Source organism: Bacillus sp. MAG717A, assembly GCF_036884855.1.
GTDB classification, from domain to species: Bacteria; Bacillota; Bacilli; order Bacillales; family Bacillaceae; genus Bacillus; species Bacillus safensis.
This window is the reverse complement of sequence record NZ_CP145733.1, coordinates 3,428,642-3,452,397: the sequence shown is the minus strand read 5'-3', so window position 1 is coordinate 3,452,397 and position 23,756 is coordinate 3,428,642. Positions and strand designations below refer to the sequence as shown.

Annotated in this window: 28 protein-coding genes and 2 pseudogenes; 25 read left to right on the top strand and 5 right to left on the bottom strand. The window is 39.8% G+C overall.

Annotated features, from left to right (window positions below):
• The first annotated feature begins 208 nt into the window (after window positions 1–208).
• On the top strand, window positions 209–943 hold the full coding sequence (locus tag V6Z54_RS17925; RefSeq protein WP_025093280.1) for a poly-gamma-glutamate hydrolase family protein: 735 nt from the start codon (window positions 209–211) through the stop codon (window positions 941–943).
• A 76-nt stretch (window positions 944–1,019) separates the two neighbouring features.
• Window positions 1,020–1,469: an OsmC family protein gene (locus tag V6Z54_RS17920; protein WP_073979726.1), complete on the top strand. Its 450-nt coding sequence runs from the start codon at window positions 1,020–1,022 to the stop codon at window positions 1,467–1,469.
• A 46-nt stretch (window positions 1,470–1,515) separates the two neighbouring features.
• Here V6Z54_RS17920 and V6Z54_RS17915 read toward each other — a convergent pair whose 3' ends face one another.
• The 3 genes from V6Z54_RS17915 to V6Z54_RS17905 all read right to left on the bottom strand — a co-directional run bounded on the left by V6Z54_RS17915 (window position 1,516) and on the right by V6Z54_RS17905 (window position 2,773).
• Complete coding sequence (locus V6Z54_RS17915; RefSeq protein ID WP_073979732.1) at window positions 1,516–1,884, bottom strand: multidrug efflux SMR transporter; 369 nt, start codon at window positions 1,882–1,884, stop codon at window positions 1,516–1,518.
• Between the two features lie 15 nt (window positions 1,885–1,899).
• A complete protein-coding gene (locus tag V6Z54_RS17910) occupies window positions 1,900–2,217 on the bottom strand; it encodes a multidrug efflux SMR transporter (protein WP_039178769.1) in 318 nt (105 codons plus the stop codon).
• A 304-nt stretch (window positions 2,218–2,521) separates the two neighbouring features.
• Entirely contained in the window at window positions 2,522–2,773 is a 252-nt protein-coding gene (locus tag V6Z54_RS17905) for a hypothetical protein (protein WP_041084775.1), read from the bottom strand.
• 104 nt (window positions 2,774–2,877) lie between these two features.
• Between V6Z54_RS17905 and V6Z54_RS17900 the strand changes: the two genes are divergently transcribed.
• The 9 genes from V6Z54_RS17900 (at window position 2,878) to V6Z54_RS17860 (ending at window position 9,740) form a co-directional block, all read left to right on the top strand.
• Complete coding sequence (locus tag V6Z54_RS17900; RefSeq protein WP_041084774.1) at window positions 2,878–3,279, top strand: YmaF family protein; 402 nt, start codon at window positions 2,878–2,880, stop codon at window positions 3,277–3,279.
• 70 nt (window positions 3,280–3,349) lie between these two features.
• Window positions 3,350–4,306 carry a tRNA (adenosine(37)-N6)-dimethylallyltransferase MiaA gene (gene miaA, locus V6Z54_RS17895; protein ID WP_041084772.1) on the top strand — a complete coding sequence of 319 codons (957 nt, stop codon included), beginning with the start codon at window positions 3,350–3,352 and terminating at the stop codon, window positions 4,304–4,306.
• A 25-nt stretch (window positions 4,307–4,331) separates the two neighbouring features.
• Window positions 4,332–4,553 (top strand): RNA chaperone Hfq, encoded by a 222-nt coding sequence (hfq, locus tag V6Z54_RS17890; protein WP_024424088.1) that lies wholly within the window; start codon window positions 4,332–4,334, stop codon window positions 4,551–4,553.
• A gap of 158 nt (window positions 4,554–4,711) precedes the next feature.
• A complete protein-coding gene (locus tag V6Z54_RS17885; RefSeq protein WP_041084770.1) occupies window positions 4,712–5,029 on the top strand; it encodes a YmzC family protein in 318 nt (105 codons plus the stop codon).
• 78 nt (window positions 5,030–5,107) lie between these two features.
• Complete coding sequence (locus V6Z54_RS17880; protein ID WP_003212415.1) at window positions 5,108–5,320, top strand: hypothetical protein; 213 nt, start codon at window positions 5,108–5,110, stop codon at window positions 5,318–5,320.
• Between the two features lie 265 nt (window positions 5,321–5,585).
• Window positions 5,586–5,978, top strand: a complete 393-nt coding sequence (nrdI, locus tag V6Z54_RS17875; RefSeq protein ID WP_008360380.1) for a class Ib ribonucleoside-diphosphate reductase assembly flavoprotein NrdI — start codon at window positions 5,586–5,588, stop codon at window positions 5,976–5,978.
• Window positions 5,938–8,040: a class 1b ribonucleoside-diphosphate reductase subunit alpha gene (nrdE, locus tag V6Z54_RS17870; RefSeq protein ID WP_034281935.1), complete on the top strand. Its 2,103-nt coding sequence runs from the start codon at window positions 5,938–5,940 to the stop codon at window positions 8,038–8,040. Before nrdI ends, nrdE begins: the two co-directional genes overlap by 41 nt.
• 17 nt (window positions 8,041–8,057) lie before the next feature.
• A complete protein-coding gene (gene nrdF / locus V6Z54_RS17865; RefSeq protein WP_024424085.1) occupies window positions 8,058–9,038 on the top strand; it encodes a class 1b ribonucleoside-diphosphate reductase subunit beta in 981 nt (326 codons plus the stop codon).
• 84 nt (window positions 9,039–9,122) lie between these two features.
• Window positions 9,123–9,740: a hypothetical protein gene (locus tag V6Z54_RS17860; protein ID WP_269103494.1), complete on the top strand. Its 618-nt coding sequence runs from the start codon at window positions 9,123–9,125 to the stop codon at window positions 9,738–9,740.
• Between the two features lie 67 nt (window positions 9,741–9,807).
• Here V6Z54_RS17860 and V6Z54_RS17855 read toward each other — a convergent pair whose 3' ends face one another.
• On the bottom strand, window positions 9,808–10,566 hold the full coding sequence (locus V6Z54_RS17855; protein WP_041084765.1) for an N-acetylmuramoyl-L-alanine amidase: 759 nt from the start codon (window positions 10,564–10,566) through the stop codon (window positions 9,808–9,810).
• A 320-nt stretch (window positions 10,567–10,886) separates the two neighbouring features.
• On the opposite strand from V6Z54_RS17855, the gene spoVK reads away from it, so the two are divergent.
• The 5 genes from spoVK (at window position 10,887) to glnA (ending at window position 16,422) form a co-directional block, all read left to right on the top strand.
• Window positions 10,887–11,846 (top strand): stage V sporulation protein K, encoded by a 960-nt coding sequence (gene spoVK / locus V6Z54_RS17850; protein ID WP_024424083.1) that lies wholly within the window; start codon window positions 10,887–10,889, stop codon window positions 11,844–11,846.
• Window positions 11,847–11,967: 121 nt separating this feature from the next.
• The gene (gene hflX / locus V6Z54_RS17845; protein WP_269103489.1) at window positions 11,968–13,239 is read left to right on the top strand and encodes a GTPase HflX; all 1,272 of its coding nucleotides are present in this window, start codon (window positions 11,968–11,970) and stop codon (window positions 13,237–13,239) included.
• A 6-nt stretch (window positions 13,240–13,245) separates the two neighbouring features.
• A complete protein-coding gene (locus V6Z54_RS17840; RefSeq protein WP_269103488.1) occupies window positions 13,246–14,526 on the top strand; it encodes an aminotransferase class I/II-fold pyridoxal phosphate-dependent enzyme in 1,281 nt (426 codons plus the stop codon).
• 90 nt (window positions 14,527–14,616) lie between these two features.
• Entirely contained in the window at window positions 14,617–15,027 is a 411-nt protein-coding gene (locus V6Z54_RS17835) for a MerR family transcriptional regulator (RefSeq protein ID WP_039178801.1), read from the top strand.
• 60 nt (window positions 15,028–15,087) lie between these two features.
• Window positions 15,088–16,422 (top strand): type I glutamate--ammonia ligase, encoded by a 1,335-nt coding sequence (glnA, locus tag V6Z54_RS17830; protein ID WP_025093273.1) that lies wholly within the window; start codon window positions 15,088–15,090, stop codon window positions 16,420–16,422.
• A gap of 251 nt (window positions 16,423–16,673) precedes the next feature.
• On the opposite strand, the gene V6Z54_RS17825 is transcribed toward glnA, so the two are convergent.
• Complete coding sequence (locus V6Z54_RS17825; RefSeq protein WP_257218371.1) at window positions 16,674–16,901, bottom strand: hypothetical protein; 228 nt, start codon at window positions 16,899–16,901, stop codon at window positions 16,674–16,676.
• A 429-nt stretch (window positions 16,902–17,330) separates the two neighbouring features.
• Between V6Z54_RS17825 and V6Z54_RS17820 the strand changes: the two genes are divergently transcribed.
• The 9 genes and pseudogenes from V6Z54_RS17820 to V6Z54_RS17780 form a co-directional block, all read left to right on the top strand.
• Window positions 17,331–17,798: a hypothetical protein gene (locus tag V6Z54_RS17820; protein WP_338527558.1), complete on the top strand. Its 468-nt coding sequence runs from the start codon at window positions 17,331–17,333 to the stop codon at window positions 17,796–17,798.
• A gap of 177 nt (window positions 17,799–17,975) precedes the next feature.
• A complete protein-coding gene (locus V6Z54_RS17815) occupies window positions 17,976–18,461 on the top strand; it encodes an SMI1/KNR4 family protein (RefSeq protein WP_305960466.1) in 486 nt (161 codons plus the stop codon).
• 479 nt (window positions 18,462–18,940) lie between these two features.
• Window positions 18,941–19,123 carry a hypothetical protein gene (locus tag V6Z54_RS17810; RefSeq protein WP_041084758.1) on the top strand — a complete coding sequence of 61 codons (183 nt, stop codon included), beginning with the start codon at window positions 18,941–18,943 and terminating at the stop codon, window positions 19,121–19,123.
• A gap of 91 nt (window positions 19,124–19,214) precedes the next feature.
• Window positions 19,215–19,484, top strand: a complete 270-nt coding sequence (locus tag V6Z54_RS17805) for a structural protein (RefSeq protein WP_241768876.1) — start codon at window positions 19,215–19,217, stop codon at window positions 19,482–19,484.
• A gap of 228 nt (window positions 19,485–19,712) precedes the next feature.
• Window positions 19,713–19,877 carry a hypothetical protein gene (locus V6Z54_RS17800; RefSeq protein ID WP_157840085.1) on the top strand — a complete coding sequence of 55 codons (165 nt, stop codon included), beginning with the start codon at window positions 19,713–19,715 and terminating at the stop codon, window positions 19,875–19,877.
• Between the two features lie 482 nt (window positions 19,878–20,359).
• Window positions 20,360–20,728, top strand: coding sequence for a nuclear transport factor 2 family protein (locus V6Z54_RS17795; RefSeq protein ID WP_041084757.1), 369 nt, complete (start codon window positions 20,360–20,362; stop codon window positions 20,726–20,728).
• A gap of 586 nt (window positions 20,729–21,314) precedes the next feature.
• Window positions 21,315–22,222: pseudogene (locus V6Z54_RS17790) on the top strand (phage minor head protein).
• A gap of 42 nt (window positions 22,223–22,264) precedes the next feature.
• Window positions 22,265–22,939 carry a hypothetical protein gene (locus V6Z54_RS17785; protein ID WP_052468173.1) on the top strand — a complete coding sequence of 225 codons (675 nt, stop codon included), beginning with the start codon at window positions 22,265–22,267 and terminating at the stop codon, window positions 22,937–22,939.
• A 5-nt stretch (window positions 22,940–22,944) separates the two neighbouring features.
• A pseudogene (locus V6Z54_RS17780) lies at window positions 22,945–23,487 on the top strand (XkdF-like putative serine protease domain-containing protein); the annotation flags it as partial.
• Between the last annotated feature and the right edge of the window lie 269 nt (window positions 23,488–23,756).

Genomic DNA, 23,756 nt, shown 5'->3' with positions numbered 1-23,756 from the left:
TCATTTGTTTGTCATACTATTCTAACTCTGTTTTCAAAGAGGAGAGGCGTTTCTGTGTATATAAATGCAATTATCTTATTTTTGAGGAATCTCATGATCTAGAGTGTTATGATCAAACGTGAAGAGAAAATGTGGAAAAAATGATAAGAAATGATGATTCAATATAAATCATAGAAACGGCTTAGAAATCTGTTAAAGGAGAACGGGAATGAAGAAGTTTTTTGCTTTGCTTCTCCTGCTTGCGATCGGATGGGGCGTTTATTATACCATGCAAGCACAGGAACATGATGAGCCAGTGTCATCAGGTGGGGAAGACGAAAGCGGTTCAAATGATATTTATCGAAATTTTAAAGAACTGGAAGAAAACGAATCAACAAGCAGCTACAACATTACAGCCAACCCAGTGCCCGGCAGCCGCCTTCTTGTGATGTCACCTCATGGCGGGAGGATTGAAGGCGGCGTGAGCGAGATCGTCCATTTTTTTGACAACGATTTTTCGACGTATTTATTTGAAGGTCTAAGAGAGAATGCATCAGAACTTCATATTACAAGTACAAACTTTGATGAGCCAATCGGCGTCGCGCAGGCAAAAGCACATGATTACATCTTAGCAGTGCATGGATACAAAGGCGAGGAAGGAATTGACCATACTCTCGTTGGCGGAACAGATTACGACCGTGCAGAGAAAATTGTGAGCTCATTAGAGCGGAACGGGTTTTCTGCTGAACTAGCTGTCGCACACGCAACCCTGAGCGGGACAAGCAATCATAATATTAATAATCTTACAAAAACAGGGCAAAGTGTGCAGCTTGAGATTAGTAGAAGTCAGCGTGAAGCTTTATTTGACAGTTTCGATTTTCGGAGGCGGTCAAGTACAAAAAACGAGACATTCTATCGTTATGTCAGGGCGATTCGGACAGTGCTGGATGAAGAATATACATAAGGGCTGTGCACATGTTAAGACAAGCACGGGAATTCTTGTTACACTATGAACAGTGATAACAAAAGGAGAGACGGATATGGCGCGTCATCATTTTCATCTTCAGGCAAGCTGGCCCGGTCTGCGTAACGATGTGGGTACAATCGCATGTGAACAATTAAAAACAAAGATTTCGATTCCAAAGGAAATGGACGGTCCAGGTATTGGAACCAATCCAGATGAGATGCTCTTAGGTGCAGCGGCTACCTGTTATATCATTACACTTGCAGCCATGATGGAGCGGAGTCAATTAGAGAAAGAGGAGCTATCGATGAGCTCTGAAGCCGTCGTAGATGTGACAAATGGTGTGTTTACTTATGAGGAAATCATTCATCGACCTGTCATCATCCTCAAAGAGACCGCTTCCGCACATGATATTGAGCTGGCCCGAAAGCTTGCGCATAAAGCCGAAAGCTCATGTATGATTTCAAGAGCTGTTCAGGGCAATGTGAACATTTCCTTAGAAGAAACCATTCAAGCCGGCCGTTAAAACAAAAAAGTCATTTTCTCTTGAAATATGGAGAAAATGACTTTTTTTATGACGTCCATTCGGTTTGATCGAGTTGTGCTCTGGTTTCGTTCTTTTGCTTCTTGGACTGATTTAAGACAATCACGCCGCAGATGACAAGTGCAAGGCCGATGAAGCCTTTCGTGCTGATCGTTTCGTTAAACAGTACAAGTCCTACAAGAGCAGTAAGAGCTGTTCCAACGCCAGACCAGGTTGCATAGGCAGACGAGAGCTCGATGGTTTTAAGTGCCAAGCTCAGGAAAGTAAAGGCGCATCCAAATCCGATCAGTACCCCGATACTCGGCAGCAGCTGCGAAAAGCCTTGAGAAAGCTTCAGCATTGTACTGCCAAAAACCTCCGTCAAAATGGCTCCTGTTAAGTAGAGTATTCCTTTCATCATCTCCCACATCCTTTATGACATATTTAATAGTACGACTCCTGAGACAAGCATCGCCATGCCAATGACTGCTTTTTGGTTCAAGGTTTCTTTGAAAAACAGCACGCCAAAAATAGCCGTGAGGACCGTACCAACCCCAGACCATGTTGCATAAGACATGCTAAGCGGAATAATGTTCAGTGTCAATGACAGCATATAAAAAGCAAGTGAATAGCCAGCCACAACGACAGCGCTTGGCTTCCAGCGTGTAAAACCATTAGATAATTTTAACATCGCGGCGCCAATGGCTTCAGAAAAAATGGCCACTGCCAAAAAAAGATATCCGAGGATCATCATCATCCCTCCTCTAATAGGTATCAAATCCGATGAAGTAAAAGGGTTTTTATCCTCTCTTTTCAGCGGTTCAAGCTGAAATATTTCTGAAAACCAGCATGCTCTGCCATGAAGGGTGAGCTAGCTTAATCCTTCTTTTAAAATCGTGCTGGCAGCTGCATCAAAAATTTGCTCTTTTTTGGTTTTAGACATAAAAAAAACACCTACTTTACTGAACAGTCGGTAAAGTAAATGTTAACCCATGAAAAAAGAGTGTGTCAATCGATTCATTTTATGAACGGATGTTTTCACTTAAACGTCATATTTAATACCAAGGGTATGGTCCGTACGGCGGGTATGGAGGCGGGTAAGGGTATCCATAACCATATCCTGGCGCAAGCAGAGATCCAGCAAGCAAGCCTCCAGCAAAACCACCTAAAAATGGAGGTCCAAAGAATCCAGGTCTCCCAAACCCAAATCCGGGTCTCCCAAATCCAAAACCAGGACGTCCAAATCCGAAACCAAAAGGTCTTCTCATGTCTTCTTGAATAAACGGAGGTGCGTCAAAATAATTCATAATAAAAGGCTCCTTTCTCATAAAATCACTGTAACTGACATCAGTGTATTCCGGTTGCCTACATATGTTTGGGTGAACGCCTAATATAAGGAGGAATGTTAGAAATGGGCCTGTATCCATCTGATTGGGCAAAGTGTCCGCCGCATGCTCATGCATATAAAGCACGTACGGATGTAACAGAGGGGCATTATCATTTAATAGAAGGTATTTCTCAGCCTGTGAATGGAAGCAGTACCGACCGGCATACTCATTTTTACCGCGGGATCACCTCCTTTGAAAGAGGGCATTTCCACAGATATTACGGTATCACAGGGCCTGCGATTCCTAGAGTGGATGGAACACATTATCACGAGATAGAGGAAGTCACCTATTCTGCCTACCTCGATTCTGTTCCCATCCCATATGGAGGTGTCGTCTATAGTCCAGATGAGAATCGGCCAACACATAAGCATCGTTTAAAAGGAAAAACGTATGAAGTGGTTGGAAATGAACCGCTTGGCTGGTGATGGCCAGAATATAGGAGAGTAAGAAAAGTTATGCTATACTGTAGGCAGTTTTGTAAAAGAGAGTGATGTTATGAATAAAGTGAAGCAGCCAGTAATCGTATTAGTAGGGCCGACGGCTGTCGGCAAAACCAAATTGAGCATTGATATAGCCAAAGCATTTGATGGAGAGATTATCAGCGGGGATTCTATGCAGATTTATAAAGGGATGGACATCGGAACAGCTAAAATTACCCCCGAAGAAATGAGTGGCATCCCGCACCATTTAATTGATATTAAACAGCCGGACGAATCCTTCTCGACAGCTGAATTTCAGCAGCTGGTCCGTTCGAAGATCAAAGAGATTGCCGCTAGAGGGAAAACGCCAATGATTGTCGGCGGAACAGGCCTCTATATCCAATCTGTTTTATATGATTACACATTTACGGATGAGAAAAGTGATCCTGCTTTTAGAGAAGAAATGGCGCTGTTTGAACAGCAGCACGGCGCGATTTTGCTGCACGAAAAGCTAAAGGCAGTAGATCCTGATGCGGCAAACGCTATTCATCCGAATAACGTCCGCCGCGTGATCCGGGCGCTGGAAGTGATCCATACAACAGGTCAGAAAATGTCGGAAATGCAAAACGGGCATCAAGAAGTTCCTCTTTATGATACAGCCTTCATTGGTCTGAAAATGGATCGAGAGCTTTTGTACGAGCGCATTCATCAAAGAATTGATATGATGATAGATGAGGGCTTAATTGAAGAAGTGAGAGCACTTTATCAATCTGGCTTGAAGGATTGTCAGTCTGTTCAAGCCATTGGTTATAAAGAGCTGTATGCCTATTTTCAAGGTGACTGCTCACTTGATGAAGCCATCCAGCAATTAAAGCAAAATTCCCGTAGATATGCGAAGCGTCAGTTCACGTGGTTCCGTAATAAAATGGCGGTCACTTGGTTTGATATGACACCGCCTTGCCACTTTTCAGACAAAAAAGAGGAAATTTTCGCATATATAGCAGGAAAGCTTGGACTTAAAGCGAAACTGTAGTTATCAGAATCAAGGAGGACGAAACATGAAACCGATTAATATTCAGGAGCAGTTTTTGAATCAGATCCGCAAAGACAATACATTTGTCACAGTATTCTTACTGAATGGCTTTCAGCTTCGCGGTCAAGTGAAAGGATTTGACAATTTCACGGTGCTGCTTGAAACAGAAGGAAAGCAGCAGCTTATTTATAAACACGCCATTTCTACATTTGCACCTCAAAAGAATGTAAATCTGGAATTAGAATAGGATAGGTTGTATTAATAGCCCCATGCCTCTGCGAATAAACCGGCCGAACCCGCTACGTTTTTTGTCAGTGCAGAGGGGCTATTTTGTATGCAATGAAACTTTTCTGCCAATTTTCCGTATAATTCCTTATTGGATATTAGAAGGGTGAGGGGATTCATATGGAAAATGCAGAGCTTGAATTAAGAAGGATTAGAGTGATCCTCCTATTGATTGGAATTGTAGTCTTGTTTGGATCGTGCGCTATCTCAAACATTGAAACGAGACAAGAAAGTTGGAATAACCATTCTCATGAAAATGCAGATGGAGTTTTACCATCATCTGCTGCACTAAAAAATAATCACTTTGCTGTTGTGAAAGATGATCAAGTACATGTGTACCGGTTTGATGAAAAAAAGGGAGAACTGACTCTCGTTACAACGAAATACATAGATGAATGGGATGACGAAGAATATGATGATGGCCTTGATGAAGAGTAAGCACGTAAATTTACAAATGAATGTGAAGCCGCTACACTATAATCATGCATCAGACATCTAGCAGAAAAGGATGAGTTCATGACACATAAAATTAAAATTAATCATTGGGAACAAACTTGTGAAGACGATTCCTGTTTCGAATATGGAACAAGCGTTTCTGTAAATGGGAAAGAATTAGTGAGAGAAGCTTCAATCGTCTCTGCGCTTGAAGCGGTGCTAAAAGAATTAGGTGTTGAAGTGGAAATTACAGAAGTGTCAGAAGATTTACAGTGCGATGCCTACAAAAAATAAAACAAAAAGTCTAGTCTACTAAGCGATTTTTTTTCGTGTTATGATAGATTTCGGTTTCAGTTGAATAGGGAGTAGAGCAGTCTATTTTTAGATCCTGTTCTGCTCTATTTATTTGAACGTACGAGTTCGGCTATGAAGGTTCGGCCGGGTTGGTTGATTTTTTTCGTTTCGAACATCTATATGTTGTGTTTTGAAAAAACATAGTATACTATATATAGTGAATAGCGAAATGATCAACAATACTAAAAACTAGGTCGTGATGGAATTGATTCAGATCGTATTTGATTCAAAAACAGGAAATGTTCAACGCTTTTTGGACAAGACCCCTTTTACAGACAAACGAAAATTGACTGGAGAAGAGTTTTTGGATACGCCGTTTATTCTCGTCACCTTTACGACAGGATTTGGACAAGTCCCTAGTACCACTCAGTCCTTTTTAGAAAAAAATGCTCACCTTTTACTAGGTGTTGCGGTGAGTGGCAACAAAGTGTGGGGAGATAATTTTGCAAAAAGCGCCGATACGATTTCTAAACAATATCAAGTTCCTATTTTGCACACCTTTGAACTAAGCGGAACAAAAAGGGATGTTGAATTGTTTACACAGGAGGTAGAAAGAATTGTCACAAAATCAGGTTCCAAAGTGGATACAATTAAATAACGAAATTATGATTCAAAAAGAAGGAAAGTTTCAGTTCGATAAGGACAAAGAAGCTGTACATAGTTATTTCGTAGATTACATTAATCAAAACACGGTCTTTTTTCACAATCTAGAAGAGAAGATTGATTACTTAATAGAAAACGACTACTATGAGGAAGAATTTTTAAGACAATACAGCATGGCAGATATTAAAGAAGTCTTTGAAGCTGCATATGCCAAAAAATTTAGATTCCCATCATTTATGAGTGCATTTAAGTTTTACAATGACTATGCACTGAAAACAAATGATAAAAAGAAAATCCTTGAACGCTATGAAGACCGCATTTCAGTTGTAGCACTTTTCTTTGCGGGTGGGGATAAAGAAAAAGCGCTTGAGTTTGTAGAACTGATGATCAATCAAGAGTACCAGCCAAGTACACCAACTTTCTTGAACGCTGGACGTAAAAGACGCGGTGAGCTTGTGAGCTGCTTCTTGCTTGAAGTGAATGACTCACTAAACGATATTTCAAGAGCGATTGATATTTCAATGCAGCTGTCAAAACTAGGTGGCGGCGTCAGTTTGAACCTGTCAAAACTTCGTGCAAAAGGTGAAGCAATCAAAGATGTAGAAAACGCGACAAAAGGTGTCGTCGGCGTGATGAAGCTTCTTGATAATGCATTCAGATATGCAGATCAAATGGGGCAAAGACAAGGATCAGGCAGTGCCTACCTGAATATTTTCCACAGAGATATCAATGATTTCTTAGATACGAAAAAAATCTCTGCCGATGAAGATGTTCGCGTGAAAACTCTGTCCATTGGAGTCGTCATCCCGGATAAATTTATCGAGCTTGCTAGAGAAGATAAAACAGCTTACACTTTCTATCCGCACACAGTCTATAAAGAATATGGACAGCATCTTGATGAGATGGACATGGAAGAAATGTATGACGAGCTTGTAGAAAACCCGAAAGTTAAAAAAGAAAAAGTCAATCCGAGAAAGCTTCTTGAAAAATTGGCTGTTCTACGCTCAGAATCAGGCTATCCATATATCATGTTCCAAGATAATGTAAACAGAGAGCATGCTTTGAACCATATTTCACGAGTGAAATTCTCAAACCTTTGCTCAGAAGTGCTTCAGGCGTCAGAGGTTTCTTCTTACACGGACTATGATCAAGAAGATGAAATCGGTCTTGATATTTCTTGTAACCTTGGTTCATTAAATATCATGAATGTCATGAAAAACAAATCGATCGAAAAAACGGTTAAGCTTGCAACAGACTCACTAACGCTTGTGTCTGAAACAACAGACATTCGCAATGCACCGGCTGTTCGAAAAGCGAACAAAGCGATGAAGTCAATCGGACTTGGTGCGATGAACCTTCATGGGTATTTAGCTCAAAACCAAATCGCCTATGAAAGTGAAGAAGCAAGAGATTTCGCAAATACGTTCTTTATGATGGTGAACTATTATTCAATTAAACGCTCAAGTGAACTTGCGAAAGAAAAAGGAGAAACATTCCATCGTTATGAAGGCTCTGGCTATGCAACTGGTGAGTACTTTAATAAATACGTGGAAAATGATTTCACACCAAAAACAGAAAAAGCAGCAGCACTATTTGAAGGCATGCACATTCCAACAAAAGAAGACTGGGCAGCACTCAAAGAATTTGTAGCGGAAAATGGCATGTATCACAGCTATCGTTTATGTATTGCACCAACAGGTTCCATTTCTTATGTTCAATCGGCAACAGCTTCTGTGATGCCAATTATGGAACGTATCGAAGAAAGAACATACGGCAACAGCAAAACCTATTACCCAATGCCAGGTCTTTCAGCGCAAAACTGGTTCTTCTATAAAGAAGCGTACGATATGGATATGTTTAAAGTGGTCGATATGATCGCAACGATTCAGCAGCACGTCGATCAAGGAATCAGCTTTACACTATTCCTGAAAGATACGATGACAACGCGTGATTTAAACCGCATCGATCTTTATGCACACCATAAAGGCATTAAGACACTTTATTATGCAAGAACGAAGGATACAGGGCAGGAAGGCTGTCTTTCTTGTGTTGTTTGATTAAAGGAGAGTTTAACGTGACAAAAATTTATGATGCAGCCAACTGGTCAAAACACGAAGACGATTTTACACAAATGTTTTACAACCAAAATGTGAAGCAGTTTTGGCTTCCAGAAGAGATTTCCTTAAACGGAGATCTCTTGACATGGAAATATTTAGGTGAAAAAGAGCGAGATACGTACATGAAGGTACTTGCTGGATTGACTTTACTTGATACAGAACAAGGAAATACAGGGATGCCGATTGTTGCTGAACATGTGGACGGCCATCAGCGTAAAGCTGTACTCAACTTTATGGCAATGATGGAAAATGCGGTACATGCGAAATCATACTCTAATATCTTCATGACACTCGCACCAACTGAAACGATCAGTGAAGTGTTTGAATGGGTCAAGAAGAATAAATTCCTGCAAAAGAAAGCAGATATGATTGTCAGTTTATACCGTTCGATTCAAAAGGACGATCCTATTTCTCTCTTTAAAGCAATGGTTGCTTCTGTTTATTTAGAAAGCTTCCTATTTTATAGTGGTTTTTACTACCCGCTTTATTTCTATGGACAAGGAAAGCTCATGCAAAGCGGTGAAATCATCAACTTAATTTTGCGTGATGAAGCGATTCATGGTGTGTACGTTGGATTATTAGCACAAGAAATTTACAACAAACAAACACCTGACGTGCAAAAAGAGCTGTATGATTTCTCTATTGACCTCTTGAACGAGCTTTATGAAAATGAACTTCATTACACTGAAGATATTTATGACCAAGTCAATTTATCGCATGATGTGAAAAAGTTCATTCGTTACAATGCCAATAAAGCGTTAATGAACCTTGGATTTGCCCCTTATTTTGAAGAAGAAGAGATTAACCCTATTGTATTGAACGGACTCAATACAAAAACAAAGTCGCATGACTTCTTCTCAATGAAAGGGAACGGCTACAAAAAAGCAACAGTTGAGCCGTTAAAAGATGACGACTTCTTCTTTGGAGATGAATCATAAGGAAAGCGTAAAAGTCAAAACGCATCACTCGTTTTGGCTTTTTGCCATTTCTAACAATGTGTTACATACTGGAGGTTACCGAACATGGGAAAAATGGACGAAATCATTTTAGTTGCACCGCGTACGCGCGTGTTCCAAAATGAAACACTTGCGTTTAATGGTGTGAACAGTGAAGAGAAAACAATCAGCACCATTATGAAAGAAATCGAAGAGCACTTCGAGCAGATGCGAAGAGGCGATGCAGAAGAAAATCCTGACTTCAAGCAGCCGATTCCTTATGTCGTGATTAAGCGTGAGGACGAAGTATATGTATACGAAAGACTTCAAGGCGGAGGAGAGACTCGCTTACATCATAAGTTATCTCTTGGCTTTGGGGGGCATATGAATTTCGTTGAAGGAAAAAACTTTGCTGAGATTCTAAAAGAAAATACGGATCGTGAGCTGGACGAAGAACTTTCAATTCAAGAAGAAGACAAACTTGAAATGAAAACCCTTGGATTAATCAATGACGATGACAACAGTGTCGGCCGTGTGCACATTGGACTGTTATCAGCGCTTGAACTATCTCCCGGTGCTCAAGTAGAAGTAAAAGAAACAGATCAAATCTCAGGAAAATGGATGAAAACAGCCGATTTGAAAAAGCCTGAATACTTCGATCGTCTTGAAACATGGTCTCAATTTGTCGTCAATATCCTAGCGTAAATAAATACACAACAAACCGGCTCAGCAGAAGACTTGAGCCGGTTTGCTTCGTTACAACAGCTTCAGCTTATTGGAAAACGAATGCGTCGTGACCGGCCTGCTTCAATCTTGCGACGAGGTCATCTGCATTTTGCTTTGTACGGAAAGCCCCAGCCTGTACACGGAACATACCTCCGTCTAATACAACAAATGCGTCAAATCCTTTGGATTTAAGTGTGGCTGCTAATTCATCTGCATTGGCTTTCACTTTAAAAGCTCCAGCCTGCACTTTATAAAGATTACTTGCTTTTTTTTTCAATTGAAAGGCTTCTTCTAGACCAGTCGCATGAGCGCGAGCGATGCCTTGAAGGAAGGTTGCGTTGCGGAGCTTATTAGCATCGGCTGTCGTATCAATGAAACCATTCTCTGTTAAAATAGCGGGCATAGAAGTTTCTCGAAGAACGTGGAAGTTCGCAGTTTTCTTGCCGCGGTTAGCAAAATCAACTGAGCGGACAATTTCATCATGAAGGGCGTTGCGATACGTGGTGGTCGGTGCTGAAACGCCAGGATACACATAGCTTTCAAACCCTGTGCCTCCGCCAGCATTAATATGAATAGATACGAAATAGTTAGCTCCCCAGCTGTTTGCTGCATTCGTACGCTGGGACAAAGTGACGGATTGGTCAGTTGAACGACTTAAGCGGACAGAAACCCCATCATATTCACTAATCAAAATGTCTCTCAGTAAAATCGCGATTTGAAGTGTTATATTTTTCTCCAAAAGTCCATTAGCACTAGCTCCAGAATCTGTTCCTCCGTGGCCAGGATCAATAAAAATTTTCACCATCTATTCATCACCTCGTCTTTATTTTATGAGAAAATAGAAGAATTGCCTGTACAAAATGCGGAAATCATTGAGACTCTTTTCTGCATCATTTGTGATCAAAAAGCTACATTTTTCTAAGAAAAAGCAAATTGTTGGTTTGTCCGCCCAAACGGGATGAATACAATGGAAATAGCACATCATTTCCTGGGAAACCGCAGAAATCCCTACAATATTCGGTATCTCGGGTCATTTTGACAGCAAACTTGGGCTTAAGCGGGCGATTGTCACGATTACAGCTCCACCCGAATAGAATAAAGAGAGAAGAGCGAGAGGTGAATACGTTGGAGCGAGCTGTCACATATAAAAACAACGGCCAAATCAATATTATACTTAACGGACAAAAGCAAGTATTGGTTGATGCAGACTCAGAGGCAGAATACCTAGAAGCCTTGCAGAAAAATGAGGCAAAACACAGCATCTTACGGGAAATAGAGCGTGAAATGAACAGCCTTGTCGGTATGGATGAAATGAAACGAAACATAAAAGAGATTTATGCTTGGATTTTTGTTAATCAAAAACGGCAGGAACAAGGGTTAAAGGTAGGAAAACAAGCGCTTCATATGATGTTCAAAGGGAATCCTGGCACAGGGAAAACCACAGTTGCAAGACTTGTCGGGAAGCTTTTCTTTGAAATGAATGTGCTCTCAAAAGGTCATTTAATTGAAGCAGAACGCGGTGATCTTGTTGGAGAGTACATTGGTCATACAGCGCAAAAAACAAGGGATTTAATAAAAAAATCACTAGGCGGTATTTTGTTCATTGACGAAGCCTATTCTCTTGCACGCGGAGGAGAAAAGGATTTTGGAAAAGAGGCGATTGATACCCTTGTAAAACATATGGAGGACAAACAGCACGAATTCATTCTAATTTTAGCTGGCTACTCCAAGGAAATGGATCATTTTCTTTCTTTAAACCCCGGTCTGCAATCAAGATTTCCAATCAACATCAGCTTTCCTGATTATACAGTCGATCAACTCATGGATATTGCTAAACGAATGATGGCGGACAGGGAATATGTTTTTACCCAAGAAGCCGAATGGAAGCTGCGGGATTATTTAATGCACATTAAAAGTACCACAAGCCCGGCAAAATTCAGCAATGGCCGGTTTGTGCGAAACACCATTGAAAAGGCCATACGAACCCAGGCGATGAGACTGCTTCTTGTGGATCATTATGATAAAAAAGATTTGCTGACCATTAAAAGTCACGATCTTCAAATGAAAGAGGATACGCCTTCTTGAAATGGCGTATCCTTTTTATAAAGAGTCACTAAAATAAACCATCCGAATAGTGGTATACGTGTGATCTGTTTGGTATGATGGTACTACTGAAAACTTAAGTACAGAAAGGAAACAACTGACGTTGAATGAACATGAAATGACTGAAAAAGCGATCCTTGTCGGCTGTCAATTGCCGCATGTAACGGATGAACGCTTTCAATACTCAATGGAAGAATTAGCTTCCTTAACCAAAACGGCTGGCGGTGAAGCTGTCAGCGTGATGACGCAGAAGAGAAATAGACAAGACAGCGCAACGTATATCGGTAAAGGGAAAGTAGAAGAACTTGAGGTGCTTTGCGAGGAACTTGAATGTGATGTCATTATTTTTAACGACGAGCTTTCTCCAAGCCAGCTAAAAGCTCTGGCGACTGCTTTAGATGTAAAAATTATTGATCGTACGCAATTGATTTTAGATATCTTTGCAAAAAGAGCGCGTACAAGAGAGGGGAAGCTGCAAATAGAGCTTGCCCAGCTTCAGTATGCCCTGCCGAGATTAAGTGGACAAGGGATCAGCCTCTCAAGACAAGGAGGCGGAATTGGCGCAAGAGGTCCAGGTGAAACAAAACTTGAAACAGACAGACGCCATATTCGAAACCGCATTCACGAAATTAACGGGCAATTATCTGCAGTCAAAGAACACCGAACAAGATACCGGGAACGCCGAAAGAAAAATGGTGTGTTCCAAATTGCCATTGTCGGGTATACGAATGCCGGAAAATCAACTTTGTTTAATCAATTAACAGAAGCAGATAGTCATGAAGAGGATCTGCTGTTTGCGACACTTGACCCAATGACACGTAAGATGACATTAGAATCTGGCTACAGCGTGCTGATTTCGGATACAGTTGGCTTTATCCAAGACCTTCCGACCACACTGATTGCCGCATTTCGTTCCACCCTTGAAGAAGTGAAGGAAGCCGATTATTTGCTTCATGTCATCGACTCTTCTAATGAGGATTATGAAGGACACGAACGAACGGTTCATGAGCTTTTAGAAGAATTAGAAGCGGACCGTATTCCGATGTTGACTGTTTATAACAAGGAAGATCAAATCAGACCAGATTTCATCCCATCTTCAAAGCATCGCCATATATTAATCAGTGCTAGACGCAAAGAAGATGTAAAAAGGTTAAAAGCGGATATTATGGCTGAGCTGAAAAAAGCCTTTTTAAAGCCATATCATGTGAAGATTCCAGCGTATGAAGGGAAGCTCATCTCCGCATTAAAATCAGAAACGCTTGTGGAATCACTAGACTTTCAAAAAGAAGCAGAAATTTACGACATCACCGGATATAGTGGTGAGGATCAGACCATCTTAGGTCAAATCAAGAAGTACATGTTGGAAAGGAATTAAATCAAGATGTTTCACACATTAAAACATGGCAGTATTTTAGAAAAAGCAGCAGAAGAAACAGAACAAGAGATTTTACACGTACATCAGCAAATTGATCAAACGAGCGAACAAAATGAGTGGCGGGTGCTTGAAAGCTATCGAAAGCACAAAGTCAGTGACTCTCACTTTAATCCAACAACTGGATATGGGTACGATGATATGGGGAGAGACACGTTAGAAAAGATTTATGCGGACGTCTTCGGAGGAGAAAGCGGCCTTGTCCGTCCGCAGATCATTTCCGGCACACACGCGATTTCCATTGCTTTATTTGGGGTGCTGAGACCTGGCGATGAATTGATCTACATGACGGGAAAACCATACGACACGCTAGAAGAGATTGTCGGGATTCGCGGAAAAGAAGGGACAGGCTCATTAAAAGACTTCCAGATTGACTACAAAGCCATTGATTTGCGTCAAGATGGATCAGTCGATTACGACAAAGTAAAAGAGTCGATTTCTTCTAAAACAAAAGTCATCGGCATTCAGCGTTCAAAAGGCTATGCGTCAAGACCATCCTTTACAATAGAAGAAATTGAGCAAATGATTTCATTTGTGAAAGAGATAAATGAAGAAATCATTGTGTTTGTAGACAACTGTTATGGTGAATTTACTGAATTACAAGAGCCGTGTCATGTCGGAGCTGATCTCATGGCCGGTTCACTCATTAAAAACCCAGGCGGAGGTCTTGCCAAAACAGGCGGCTACATCGTTGGAAAAGAAAAATGGGTCGAAGCTTGCTCTTATCGAATGACATCTCCGGGCATCGGCAGTGAAGCGGGTGCATCGCTGTATGCCCTTCAGGAAATGTATCAAGGCTTTTTCTTGGCGCCGCATGTTGTGGCTCAAAGCTTAAAAGGCGCAGTATTTACGGCTCGTTTTCTTGAGAAGCTCGGATTCCAAACAAACCCAGCATGGAATGCGAAAAGAACGGATTTGATTCAATCTGTCGAATTTGGAGATCCTAAAAAAATGATTGCGTTTTGTCAGGCAATCCAGTATGCATCTCCGATTAACAGTCACGTCACACCACATGCAAGCTATATGCCGGGCTACGAGGATGATGTCATTATGGCAGCGGGCACGTTTGTACAAGGAGCCAGTATCGAATTGTCAGCCGATGGTCCAATCAGACCGCCTTATACTGCCTACGTGCAAGGCGGTCTCACGTATGCCCATGTGAAAAATGCGATTTGCAGTGCTGTCGATGCCTTATTGGATCAAGGTTTTATTGAAGTGCCTGCTCAATAAAAAAACCATGTTAATATTCCTAACATGTTGTTGACACATAATATAACATGACATATAATAAATTTAAGCAAAGAGGAGGAGACAGTTGAGATGAGTGATAACATTCGCCGCTCAATGCCTTTATTCCCAATTGGGATTGTCATGCAGCTAACAGAATTATCTGCAAGACAAATTCGCTATTATGAGGAAAATGGTTTAGTATTTCCAGCAAGAAGTGATGGAAACCGCCGATTATTTTCTTTTCATGATGTTGATAAATTACTAGAAATTAAAAACCTCATCGAACAAGGTGTAAACATGGCAGGAATCAAAAAACTTTTTGCCAAAGCTGAGGCAGAAAATCCATCGTCTGATAAAAAGACGGAGGAAAAAACCACAGCTAAGCACAACTTGTCAGATGATGAACTCAGGAAGCTACTGAAAAAGGAACTCATTCAGGCTGGACGTTTCCAACAAGGAACGACCTTTAGGCAGGGGGATATGTCAAGGTTCTTCCGTTAACCAATTAGCAAAAGCATTGCTATACACATTTTACCTTTTGTAGGGGAGGAGTTTTACGAAATGGCAAAGTACACAAGAGAAGATATCGTAAAATTAGTAAATGAGGAAAACGTAAAGTACATCCGTCTGCAATTTACAGACATTCTCGGAACAATTAAAAATGTTGAGATTCCTGTGAGCCAGTTAGAAAAAGCTCTCGATAACAAATGTATGTTTGACGGTTCATCTATTGAAGGATTCGTACGTATCGAAGAATCAGATATGTACCTATACCCAGATCTAAACACATTTGTTATTTTCCCTTGGACAGCAGAAAAAGGTAAAGTTGCACGCTTTATTTGTGACATTTATAAGCCAGACGGGACACCATTTGATGGAGACCCGCGTAACAACTTAAAGCGTATCTTAAAGGAAATGGAAGAACTAGGATTTAGTGATTTCAACCTTGGACCTGAGCCAGAATTCTTCTTATTTAAATTAGATGAAAAAGGCGAGCCAACGCTTGAACTAAACGATAAAGGTGGATACTTTGACCTTGCACCAACAGATCTAGGTGAAAACTGCCGCCGTGATATCGTTCTAGAACTTGAAGAAATGGGCTTTGAAATTGAAGCATCTCACCACGAAGTAGCACCAGGACAGCACGAAATTGATTTCAAATATGCAGGCGCAATCCGTTCTTGTGATGACATTCAAACATTCAAACTCGTTGTTAAAACCATTGCGAGAAAGCACGGTCTTCATGCGACATTCATGCCAAAACCATTGTTCGGTGTAAACGGATCTGGTATGCACTGTAACCTATCATTATTCAAAAATGGTAAAAACGCATTCTTTGATGAAAAAGCAGATTTACAATTAAGCGAGACTGCTAGACACTTTATCGCAGGTATCGTCAAGCACGCAACAAGCTTTACAGCAGTCACAAACCCAACGGTTAACTCATACAAGCGTCTTGTACCTGGCTATGAAGCACCTTGCTATGTGGCATGGAGTGCACAAAACCGCAGCCCATTGATCCGTATCCCGGCATCACGCGGCATCAGCACACGCGTAGAAGTGCGCAGCGTAGACCCATCTGCAAACCCATACCTTGCACTAAGCGTATTACTTGCAGCAGGTCTTGACGGAATCAAAAACAAACTAGAAGCACCAGCACCAATCGACAGAAACATCTATGTCATGGACAAAGAAGAGCGTCTTGAAAACGGCATCGCTGACCTTCCTGCAACACTTGCAGAAGCACTCGAGCTGCTGAAATCAAACGAAGTCATGATCAACGCACTAGGCGATCACCTATTCGAGCACTTCATCGAATCAAAAGAAATCGAATGGGATATGTTTAGAACCCAAGTACACCCATGGGAACGCGATCAGTATATGTCTCAGTATTAAATTAATAATAAAAACCCCTTGGAGCCATTGGCTTCAGGGGGTTTTGTTTTTGTGGTTTTTTCTAATATTTCAAAATGAAGAAGCCGCCACCCACAATTCACTTACAAAAAAGGTGTCTTTGAAATTTCACCGAAGGTCTCAGAAAAGTATTCAAAACTTTGCTGAAATTGATTGGTACGAAGATATGAGGGTCCCCCTCCAATCTCTTAGAAATTTTTAAAACTAACCTTGATATTTGCCTGTCCAAGCCATCACCCTTTTATGCATCTTTTAGGACGAAGGATACCGAGACCGAAACATTTGATAGATTCTTTTTGTGTATTGGTTTTTAGGTGTGTAGTTTTCAGCTCAGCTTGAGGAGTTATTACCTTTTGACTCATGTTGCTGTCTGTATTAGAAGTTGAAGCGAATGCAGGAGATGCAGAAACAAGTAAAGCAAAGGATAATGCGGAACAAGTTATAACTTTTTTTAATTTCATATAAAACACTCCCTTGTTTATTTCAACATTCCTAATTATCCTATATTTTATAAAAAATTCAAGGTAAAATACAAATGATTTTTAGAGTTTGATAGATTATAAGAAAATTTCAATATGAACTTTCAAGGAAGGGTAGGATGAAATCTGAACATTGTGTTTAGTGCAAGGATAGTAGGGATCAATGAGAAGCAAGTCCGTAATGCTCTGATCAAGGAGCTGAAGGTTCATAAGGCGCTGAACGTGAAGGAGGAAAACAAAAAGGAACAAGAGACAAACGATGCGACAGGCCTATTTCCTTCTCTTAGAAATCAGGAGGTTTAAATGAACTAAGGTGCGGCAAATAGAAAGAGCACTTGAAAACAGCCTAGATGAAATTGAGCAAGACATCATATTGTATTTATTATGAATAAATTGGAAAAAAGTATCCGAATGAAGAAATTTGCTTATTCGATTTTCTTTATGGTTTTTCTGTTGACGGCATGGTTTTGGACAAGTGATGCTGAATCTAGTCAATCAAAGGACGGTATCACAACATACAAAGAAACACATGTACTAGAAGTTGACGAAAATGGACATGTAAAAGAAATACAGAGTAAATCTGATGTAATTGATGAAGCGAGACAACAATTTAAAAAACAACCTCATGCTCCACCCCAACGAAATATGCCAATGGGTGACACCGTAGTACTGCAACCATCCACCAAGAATAAGAATACTAATAAGATTCTAGGTGCTAATACTAAAGCTGCTAACACAATTGTTATTGATACAAGGTTTAAGTTAGATCAATTGAAACAGTCAATTACTTACAATTCTACAATTCGTAGCATTATAGGAAAAGCGAAGCCAGTTATTGTAATTGTAGATAACACTCTATTTGTAGGAGATGCGAAATAAATATATCAGATGGTATATTGGTAAATACGGCGATCCTAAATGGGATTGGTCTGATTTAGACATTCACCATGTTATTCCTTTAGAATATGGTGGAGATAATAAAATGGGTAATTTATATGCACTCACAAGAACACTGCATCAACAAGAGGTGAGAGGATATAGATAGAAGGTGAAAGATTGAGTAGGATCGTGCAGATATTAGAAAAGCTTGAAAATCAATTAGATGAGAAGAACATCATCAAATTCTCGGTAGACGGGGAAGTCTATGAAAAGTGCTGTACCTTTAATGCCCCAGCCGATCAAGAAAATATAAAACAATTTGAAAAGAAACACCATGCATTGCCTGACGATTTCAAAGAGTTTTTATGTCTACATAATGGCGCAAGAATATTTGAAGACATAGTTTTTGGGAACAAGGTGGGTGGAGGATTACACATTTTCAGTTTAGAAGAAATCGAATCCGAGTTGTCTAATGATTTTTTTGATCAGGTTGATGGAACAGCTATTGCTGCTCTTTTTGAAGGGTGCTACTTGATGATAAATAAGGGAAATTCCAACCTTTATCTATTTGAAGACGGTTTAGAATATAGGCTGCTTGATGTAGATTTTGAAACTTTTCTTCAGAAGTATATTGATTCTAAAGGCGATGCGTTTTGGGAATAATAGAACCAAAGTGTCCATGTTTATGGGCACTTTTTTTATTTGTAATGCCGAGAAAAAACCGAGGAAAAGCCGACAAAAAGGGGGATAAAAAGGGGACCTTTTTTCCTAAGTGGATCATCGTATGATAGAGACAAGCAAAACAAACGTGAATATTTTGTCCAGAAGGAAGAACCTGCGGACGCTGATCATTGAGCACTTTAAGTGCCTTGATTGGTGTCCGCTTTTTTTATTGGGAGATGCGTCTTTCCCTTATCAATGGCGTATCTGGATACGGAATAAAGGTGTTGAGGAATGTGGCCATACGAGAGGGACATTCTGAGCCTGGATAGCAGCTGGTCTGCGGCAGCCGTATCGAGGACAGTTTTTCATTTTAATTGATGATTGGCTGTACTTGGCATCCTCTCGGAGTGTAGTCATCATTCAAAATCTATTTAAGCGAATAGCGTAAGGTGGTGCTTATTCGGCAAGGAGCGAGTGAAATGAAGATCAGGGTTTCTGTTTCTAAAGAGACATTAAAGCAATTTAAAAGCATTGCTCCTGGTTCTAATAGAAAGAAGGAGAACGATGCTGATCCCATTACGAATAGGGAGTGGGAAGAAATCATGGGAACGAGACGCGAAACGTACCAAAGACAAGGCGGCCGTATCCGGAGGAAACGATGATTTGATGGGAACAGTCGTCTTTTGGGTGTATGGCTGCGGGTGCTTTGGTGAGGGATAGGAGCGCAAAAATATAAAAAGGGAGATGATGAGCATGGCATCAGGATTTGGAGTGTCGGCGAACCCGACAAAAGCGAATCACAAAATTGGAGAGGATAAGGTCGTACGAATTGCAGTACAAAACCACAATGACTTTAGTGCTGGTTCCAACCTTATTCCACAAAGAAGGGTTAATGGAAAGTGGGAGACAATTAAAACAAATTCCCCGAACCCCCTTAACCCAGGTGAAAAACTTTATGATCAATTTGACATCAAAGAGTCATCTGGTAACAAAAAAGTACTTATCGCTTTAGAGTGGATGTAGAACGTTACGACAAAAAGGGCAATCATGTTGCAACTCTTGGAACATTCTACAATAGCGAATTTTACATTAAATAGATCCAATTCAGTGAACACCTGAAAATTTCCAAATCACCTCCGATATATGTTTAGGAGGTGATTTCTTAGGAATGAAATTAACGAAACCAACGAATTTACATCATTTGAACAGAGTAAATACATCGGGATTTATTTGAAACAATTTGGGGAAAAGATGCATAAAGCAACTATTAATCAACAAACAGCATTTAAAGAGAAAATAAAAAAGCAGTATAATAGAAAAGAGATTCAAATGCTTTTGGGTAGGACTGAAGATATTATAGAGAATAAGAAATCTAGTAAGCATTACATTGATGCAACAAATAAACCTAATAATTGACTAGACTTTACTAGAACGATTGGTATTATTAGCTTGTCGCTCCCTTGAGGAGTGTGGATTGAAAGAAACTATATCCTTAAAGTTAAGAAGAGCCAATGATGTAATTATCATTGGCTCTTTTCTTTTAACGGAATTTAAGTTACCTAAAATCCGAATGGGATAACAGAATTTAAGTTACCTAAATAAAGGGTGTGTCCTTTACAAGAGCACCCCTTTTTCGTATAGGCGAGGGGCTTGGCACGCCCCCAAGCTTAAACGAGAGCGCGGCAGCTTCACATTCTCCTTATACATTATAATAGGTGTACTTAGTGTACTTGGTACACCGCTAATATAACAAGGCTTTAAAGTGCACCAATAAAGTGAATGAGTGTAGAATGACATAAATTCCAACCAAGAACTTTTTTTTATTTTGTTCATTTTGATATAATAGATTCAAAACACTAGTTAAGAACTGCGCTTAATTAAAAAATAGAGGAGTACTTATGAAAGAAGAAATTATAAAAGAATATTTCTTTATGTGGGTAACTAGAGATTTTAAGTTATTAGATACGTATTTTTCTGATGATATTATCTACCGCGAATGTTATGGAGCAATGTATGTGGGTATAGAGGAAGTCCATTTGTGGATCAAAAAAATGTTACTGAAGCAAGTTGTCTTAGAATGGAAGATAAAAAATATTCATCAAGTAAATGATACCTTATTTTTTGTAGAATGGTTTTTTAAAGCAAAAGAAGAACAACTTTATTCATTTGATGGTATATCAATGATTAGATTTGATGGAAATAAAATCCGATTAATAGAAGAGTATGAAGCTAAACATGAAACTTTTAGACCATGTAAGATTGATTAAAGATGTCCAGGGACAAGAACATCAATCACATGCACTTAAAACTGATACGATGTGAGGTTAAACACGGTTGAGGGATACTCCGTATGAATGGTACAGAAAATTGTCCAGGGACAAATTTGCTCCGTTTATTAAAGATTGTCGAGGGGCAAGAACATGGTCCCCATTGAAGTCGCTATTTTAGCGGCTTTTTATTTTATCGGTACAAGTTCTTGTCCCGATTGCCGGAATGCGAAAAGAACATGTTACTATTGCCAATTAGTCATAAATCTAATCGTTAAAAGTTGGGTATTTTGTGTCATTTTGGTAGGAAACTTTGTGTCAATGTACATGAGCTTCACATTCAGGAGGCTTCATATTCTATTATTTTGAAACAGCACTTTTTTCAATCATGTCTTTTTTATTTGGAAGTATGATGAATCATGGTATCACTATAGTTGAAAAATTTAATGTACATGCGCCTACATTTATGATCTTGTATGTTTCTTTTTTAACTTTGGGAATTTGGAAAATGCAAAACTTTGTTGATAGAAAAGAGAACAAAGTTTTGATTAGATATAAACGATTACTACAAGAATGTTTAGATTAAATTCCAAATAGAAGTTTTAAATAAGTATCGGACACTTTTGTACAAAAAGCGGAGGAAGATGAGGTCAAGGAACTCAAAGCAGCGGTGGCTGATTTCCCTGAACTGGAGGATATCCCACTACTTTGGTGGAAGAGTATGAGAAAATCACCGCTAAATTGTTCAGAATGCAACGCAGGACGTTTTTAAATGCTTTGAATGGTTTTATATCCAAAGACGATTCAGAGACGTTAGAATCCATTCTGGCTTTTTTTAATGATGATCTATTCACTTCAGATGAGTTTGCAGAGCTATTTGGAAAAGAAACGGCTGTCTTTCTAACACTTACCGTCACGCAGTTGGCCGAGAAGATCATGAATTCCATCGATGCAGATATTCCATTCAAGGTTCTATCTGAAAGAACAGAAGAGTGGATTGAATCATGGTCACAAGAGTTGGCGCAGCTTATGAAGCTGAAAACTCATGAAGCTATTGAACAAACGTTGAAAGAGGGTATAAAAGAAGGTCGCTCTATACAGGAGATTGAATTGGAGCTGAAGGACCTTCCTGAATTCAGCCGGAAGCGCGCACGTGTCACAGAAGTGTTAACTGCATCATCTGTCGCTCAACATGAATCCTACGTCCAATCCCCGGCTATAACGGGGAAGAAGTGGAAGCACAGCGGAGGGAAGAAGAATCAGTCCAGAGAAAGTCATGTGCAACTCGATGGAACGATCATCCCTCTCGATGAAGAATTTGAAATACCAGGCAGCGGAGAGCGGTGCATGTTTCCGAGAGATACACAGCTCACGCCAAAAGAACGAGTAAATTGTCATTGTGCGGTTGGCCCTGTGGTTGATCCTGTTATTCTCGGCTTATCAGCTGAGGAAAAAGAAGAGATTAGAAGAAGAGTCTTACAAAACATGGAATGAAATAGTATAATATCCTCATCACTTTTAGAATGAGGGGAACTTATGAATTGGTTGGAATTCTTTTCAAAGCTAGTTGACTCTATAATGTGGCCTATAGCAAGTATAGTTATTGTTTTTGCTCTGAGAGGCAGTGTTAAAAAGATTATTGAAGGGAGACTTTTTAGTTTTAAAGTAGGGAATGTTGAAATTAATTTTGATAAACTTTTGGAACAAGTTAATGAGAATTTAGATGAAGGAAATACAACTGACGAATTAGAATTAGCGAATAAAAAGGAATCTTCAGAAGAAACAGAGGAAAACTCTAAAAAAGATTTAGTGGAAAGAATAAAACAGAGAGATTTAAAAAGAGAGCAGAGGGAATTAGAAAAAGAACAGAGAAAACGAATACAAGAATTAATTTCAGAAGATCCCAAAAAAGGAATTGTATTTTCTTGGAGAATGGTTAAAAAAGAATTATTGAAACTTGGTGTTAAGAACGGTTTAACTGATATTGGATATGTTAATACAACCGATATTTTTTATTCTTTAATAAAGAATGATGTTATATCTAATAGATTTTATAGTGCTCTTGCAAATTTAAGTCAAATCGCAATTATTGTAAATATGAAAAAAAATGATTATGAATGGACAGAAAAAGAGGCTGAATCATTCCTTACGAGTTGCATGAGTGCTGTTCGAAGATTAAGAGATATTAATTCAGATTATGAAAGGAGGTGAATGAATTGCCACGCGAATTGATAAATGCGAAGATCACACACGTTTCATACGTGGACAAGGCTGCTAATCAAAAGCAGTTTTTTTTCGTTAAGTCGGAAAAACAAAATGACTTTCAAAAGGAAATCAAGGTCATTGCGAAAGCTGATGATGCACAGCGTCTTGTGTACGGTATTGTATACGAACCAAACGTAGCTGATGCACATGGGGATTACATGACACCGGCGGAGATTGAAAAAGCCGCTCATGGGTTCCTGATAGATGCACGTGAGATTGATAAGCAGCATGATTTCCAAGGCGGTGTCGGGGAAGTCGTTGAATCGTACATTGCTCCGTCTGACTTTGAAATGGGCGATGAGCTTATCAAGAAAGGATCGTGGGTCCTTGTGACGAAGGCTTCCGATGAAATTTGGGAACAGATTCAAAAGGGCGAGATCACCGGATACTCAATGGCCGGAACAGCAGACATAGGAAAACAAGAGCGTGAGCCAGCTTCTGATGAGAAGGGGCTTTTTTCTTTGCTCAAAAACTTCTTTCTATCAAAAGGAGAAGTAAAGAACAGATATGACAAAGGCCGCATGCGTCGTGAGTTTTGGGCGGCGCAAGATGCGCTGAATTCCGTTTTGTATAAATGGGATTCTTACGACGATGAAGACTTAGAGACTGATCCTGAACACACAAGAGATTTTGCTTACTGATGACTTAGCGGGGATCCAAACTGACCCAACTGAAGAAGTCATAAAAGCTGGCCGAAAGTTTTCAGCAGCTAATTTGAATGAACTAAAAAATGCTAGAGCCGCTATCGACAATCTGTTGAGTC

Excerpts from the sequence above, each read along its gene's own strand:
- V6Z54_RS17925 (WP_025093280.1), top strand. The coding sequence starts at position 209 with ATGAAGAAGTTTTTTGCTTTGCTTCTCCTGCTTGCGATCGGATGGGGC.
- V6Z54_RS17920 (WP_073979726.1), top strand. The coding sequence starts at position 1,020 with ATGGCGCGTCATCATTTTCATCTTCAGGCAAGCTGGCCCGGTCTGCGT.
- V6Z54_RS17915 (WP_073979732.1), bottom strand. The coding sequence starts at position 1,884 with ATGAAAGGAATACTCTACTTAACAGGAGCCATTTTGACGGAGGTTTTT.
- V6Z54_RS17910 (WP_039178769.1), bottom strand. The coding sequence starts at position 2,217 with ATGATCCTCGGATATCTTTTTTTGGCAGTGGCCATTTTTTCTGAAGCC.
- V6Z54_RS17905 (WP_041084775.1), bottom strand. The coding sequence starts at position 2,773 with ATGAATTATTTTGACGCACCTCCGTTTATTCAAGAAGACATGAGAAGA.
- V6Z54_RS17900 (WP_041084774.1), top strand. The coding sequence starts at position 2,878 with ATGGGCCTGTATCCATCTGATTGGGCAAAGTGTCCGCCGCATGCTCAT.
- miaA (WP_041084772.1), top strand. The coding sequence starts at position 3,350 with ATGAATAAAGTGAAGCAGCCAGTAATCGTATTAGTAGGGCCGACGGCT.
- hfq (WP_024424088.1), top strand. The coding sequence starts at position 4,332 with ATGAAACCGATTAATATTCAGGAGCAGTTTTTGAATCAGATCCGCAAA.
- V6Z54_RS17885 (WP_041084770.1), top strand. The coding sequence starts at position 4,712 with ATGGAAAATGCAGAGCTTGAATTAAGAAGGATTAGAGTGATCCTCCTA.
- V6Z54_RS17880 (WP_003212415.1), top strand. The coding sequence starts at position 5,108 with ATGACACATAAAATTAAAATTAATCATTGGGAACAAACTTGTGAAGAC.
- V6Z54_RS17860 (WP_269103494.1), top strand. The coding sequence starts at position 9,123 with ATGGGAAAAATGGACGAAATCATTTTAGTTGCACCGCGTACGCGCGTG.
- V6Z54_RS17855 (WP_041084765.1), bottom strand. The coding sequence starts at position 10,566 with ATGGTGAAAATTTTTATTGATCCTGGCCACGGAGGAACAGATTCTGGA.
- V6Z54_RS17840 (WP_269103488.1), top strand. The coding sequence starts at position 13,246 with ATGTTTCACACATTAAAACATGGCAGTATTTTAGAAAAAGCAGCAGAA.
- V6Z54_RS17835 (WP_039178801.1), top strand. The coding sequence starts at position 14,617 with ATGAGTGATAACATTCGCCGCTCAATGCCTTTATTCCCAATTGGGATT.
- glnA (WP_025093273.1), top strand. The coding sequence starts at position 15,088 with ATGGCAAAGTACACAAGAGAAGATATCGTAAAATTAGTAAATGAGGAA.
- V6Z54_RS17825 (WP_257218371.1), bottom strand. The coding sequence starts at position 16,901 with ATGAAATTAAAAAAAGTTATAACTTGTTCCGCATTATCCTTTGCTTTA.
- V6Z54_RS17820 (WP_338527558.1), top strand. The coding sequence starts at position 17,331 with ATGAAGAAATTTGCTTATTCGATTTTCTTTATGGTTTTTCTGTTGACG.
- V6Z54_RS17810 (WP_041084758.1), top strand. The coding sequence starts at position 18,941 with ATGAAGATCAGGGTTTCTGTTTCTAAAGAGACATTAAAGCAATTTAAA.
- V6Z54_RS17805 (WP_241768876.1), top strand. The coding sequence starts at position 19,215 with ATGGCATCAGGATTTGGAGTGTCGGCGAACCCGACAAAAGCGAATCAC.
- V6Z54_RS17800 (WP_157840085.1), top strand. The coding sequence starts at position 19,713 with ATGCATAAAGCAACTATTAATCAACAAACAGCATTTAAAGAGAAAATA.
- V6Z54_RS17795 (WP_041084757.1), top strand. The coding sequence starts at position 20,360 with ATGAAAGAAGAAATTATAAAAGAATATTTCTTTATGTGGGTAACTAGA.
- V6Z54_RS17785 (WP_052468173.1), top strand. The coding sequence starts at position 22,265 with ATGAATTGGTTGGAATTCTTTTCAAAGCTAGTTGACTCTATAATGTGG.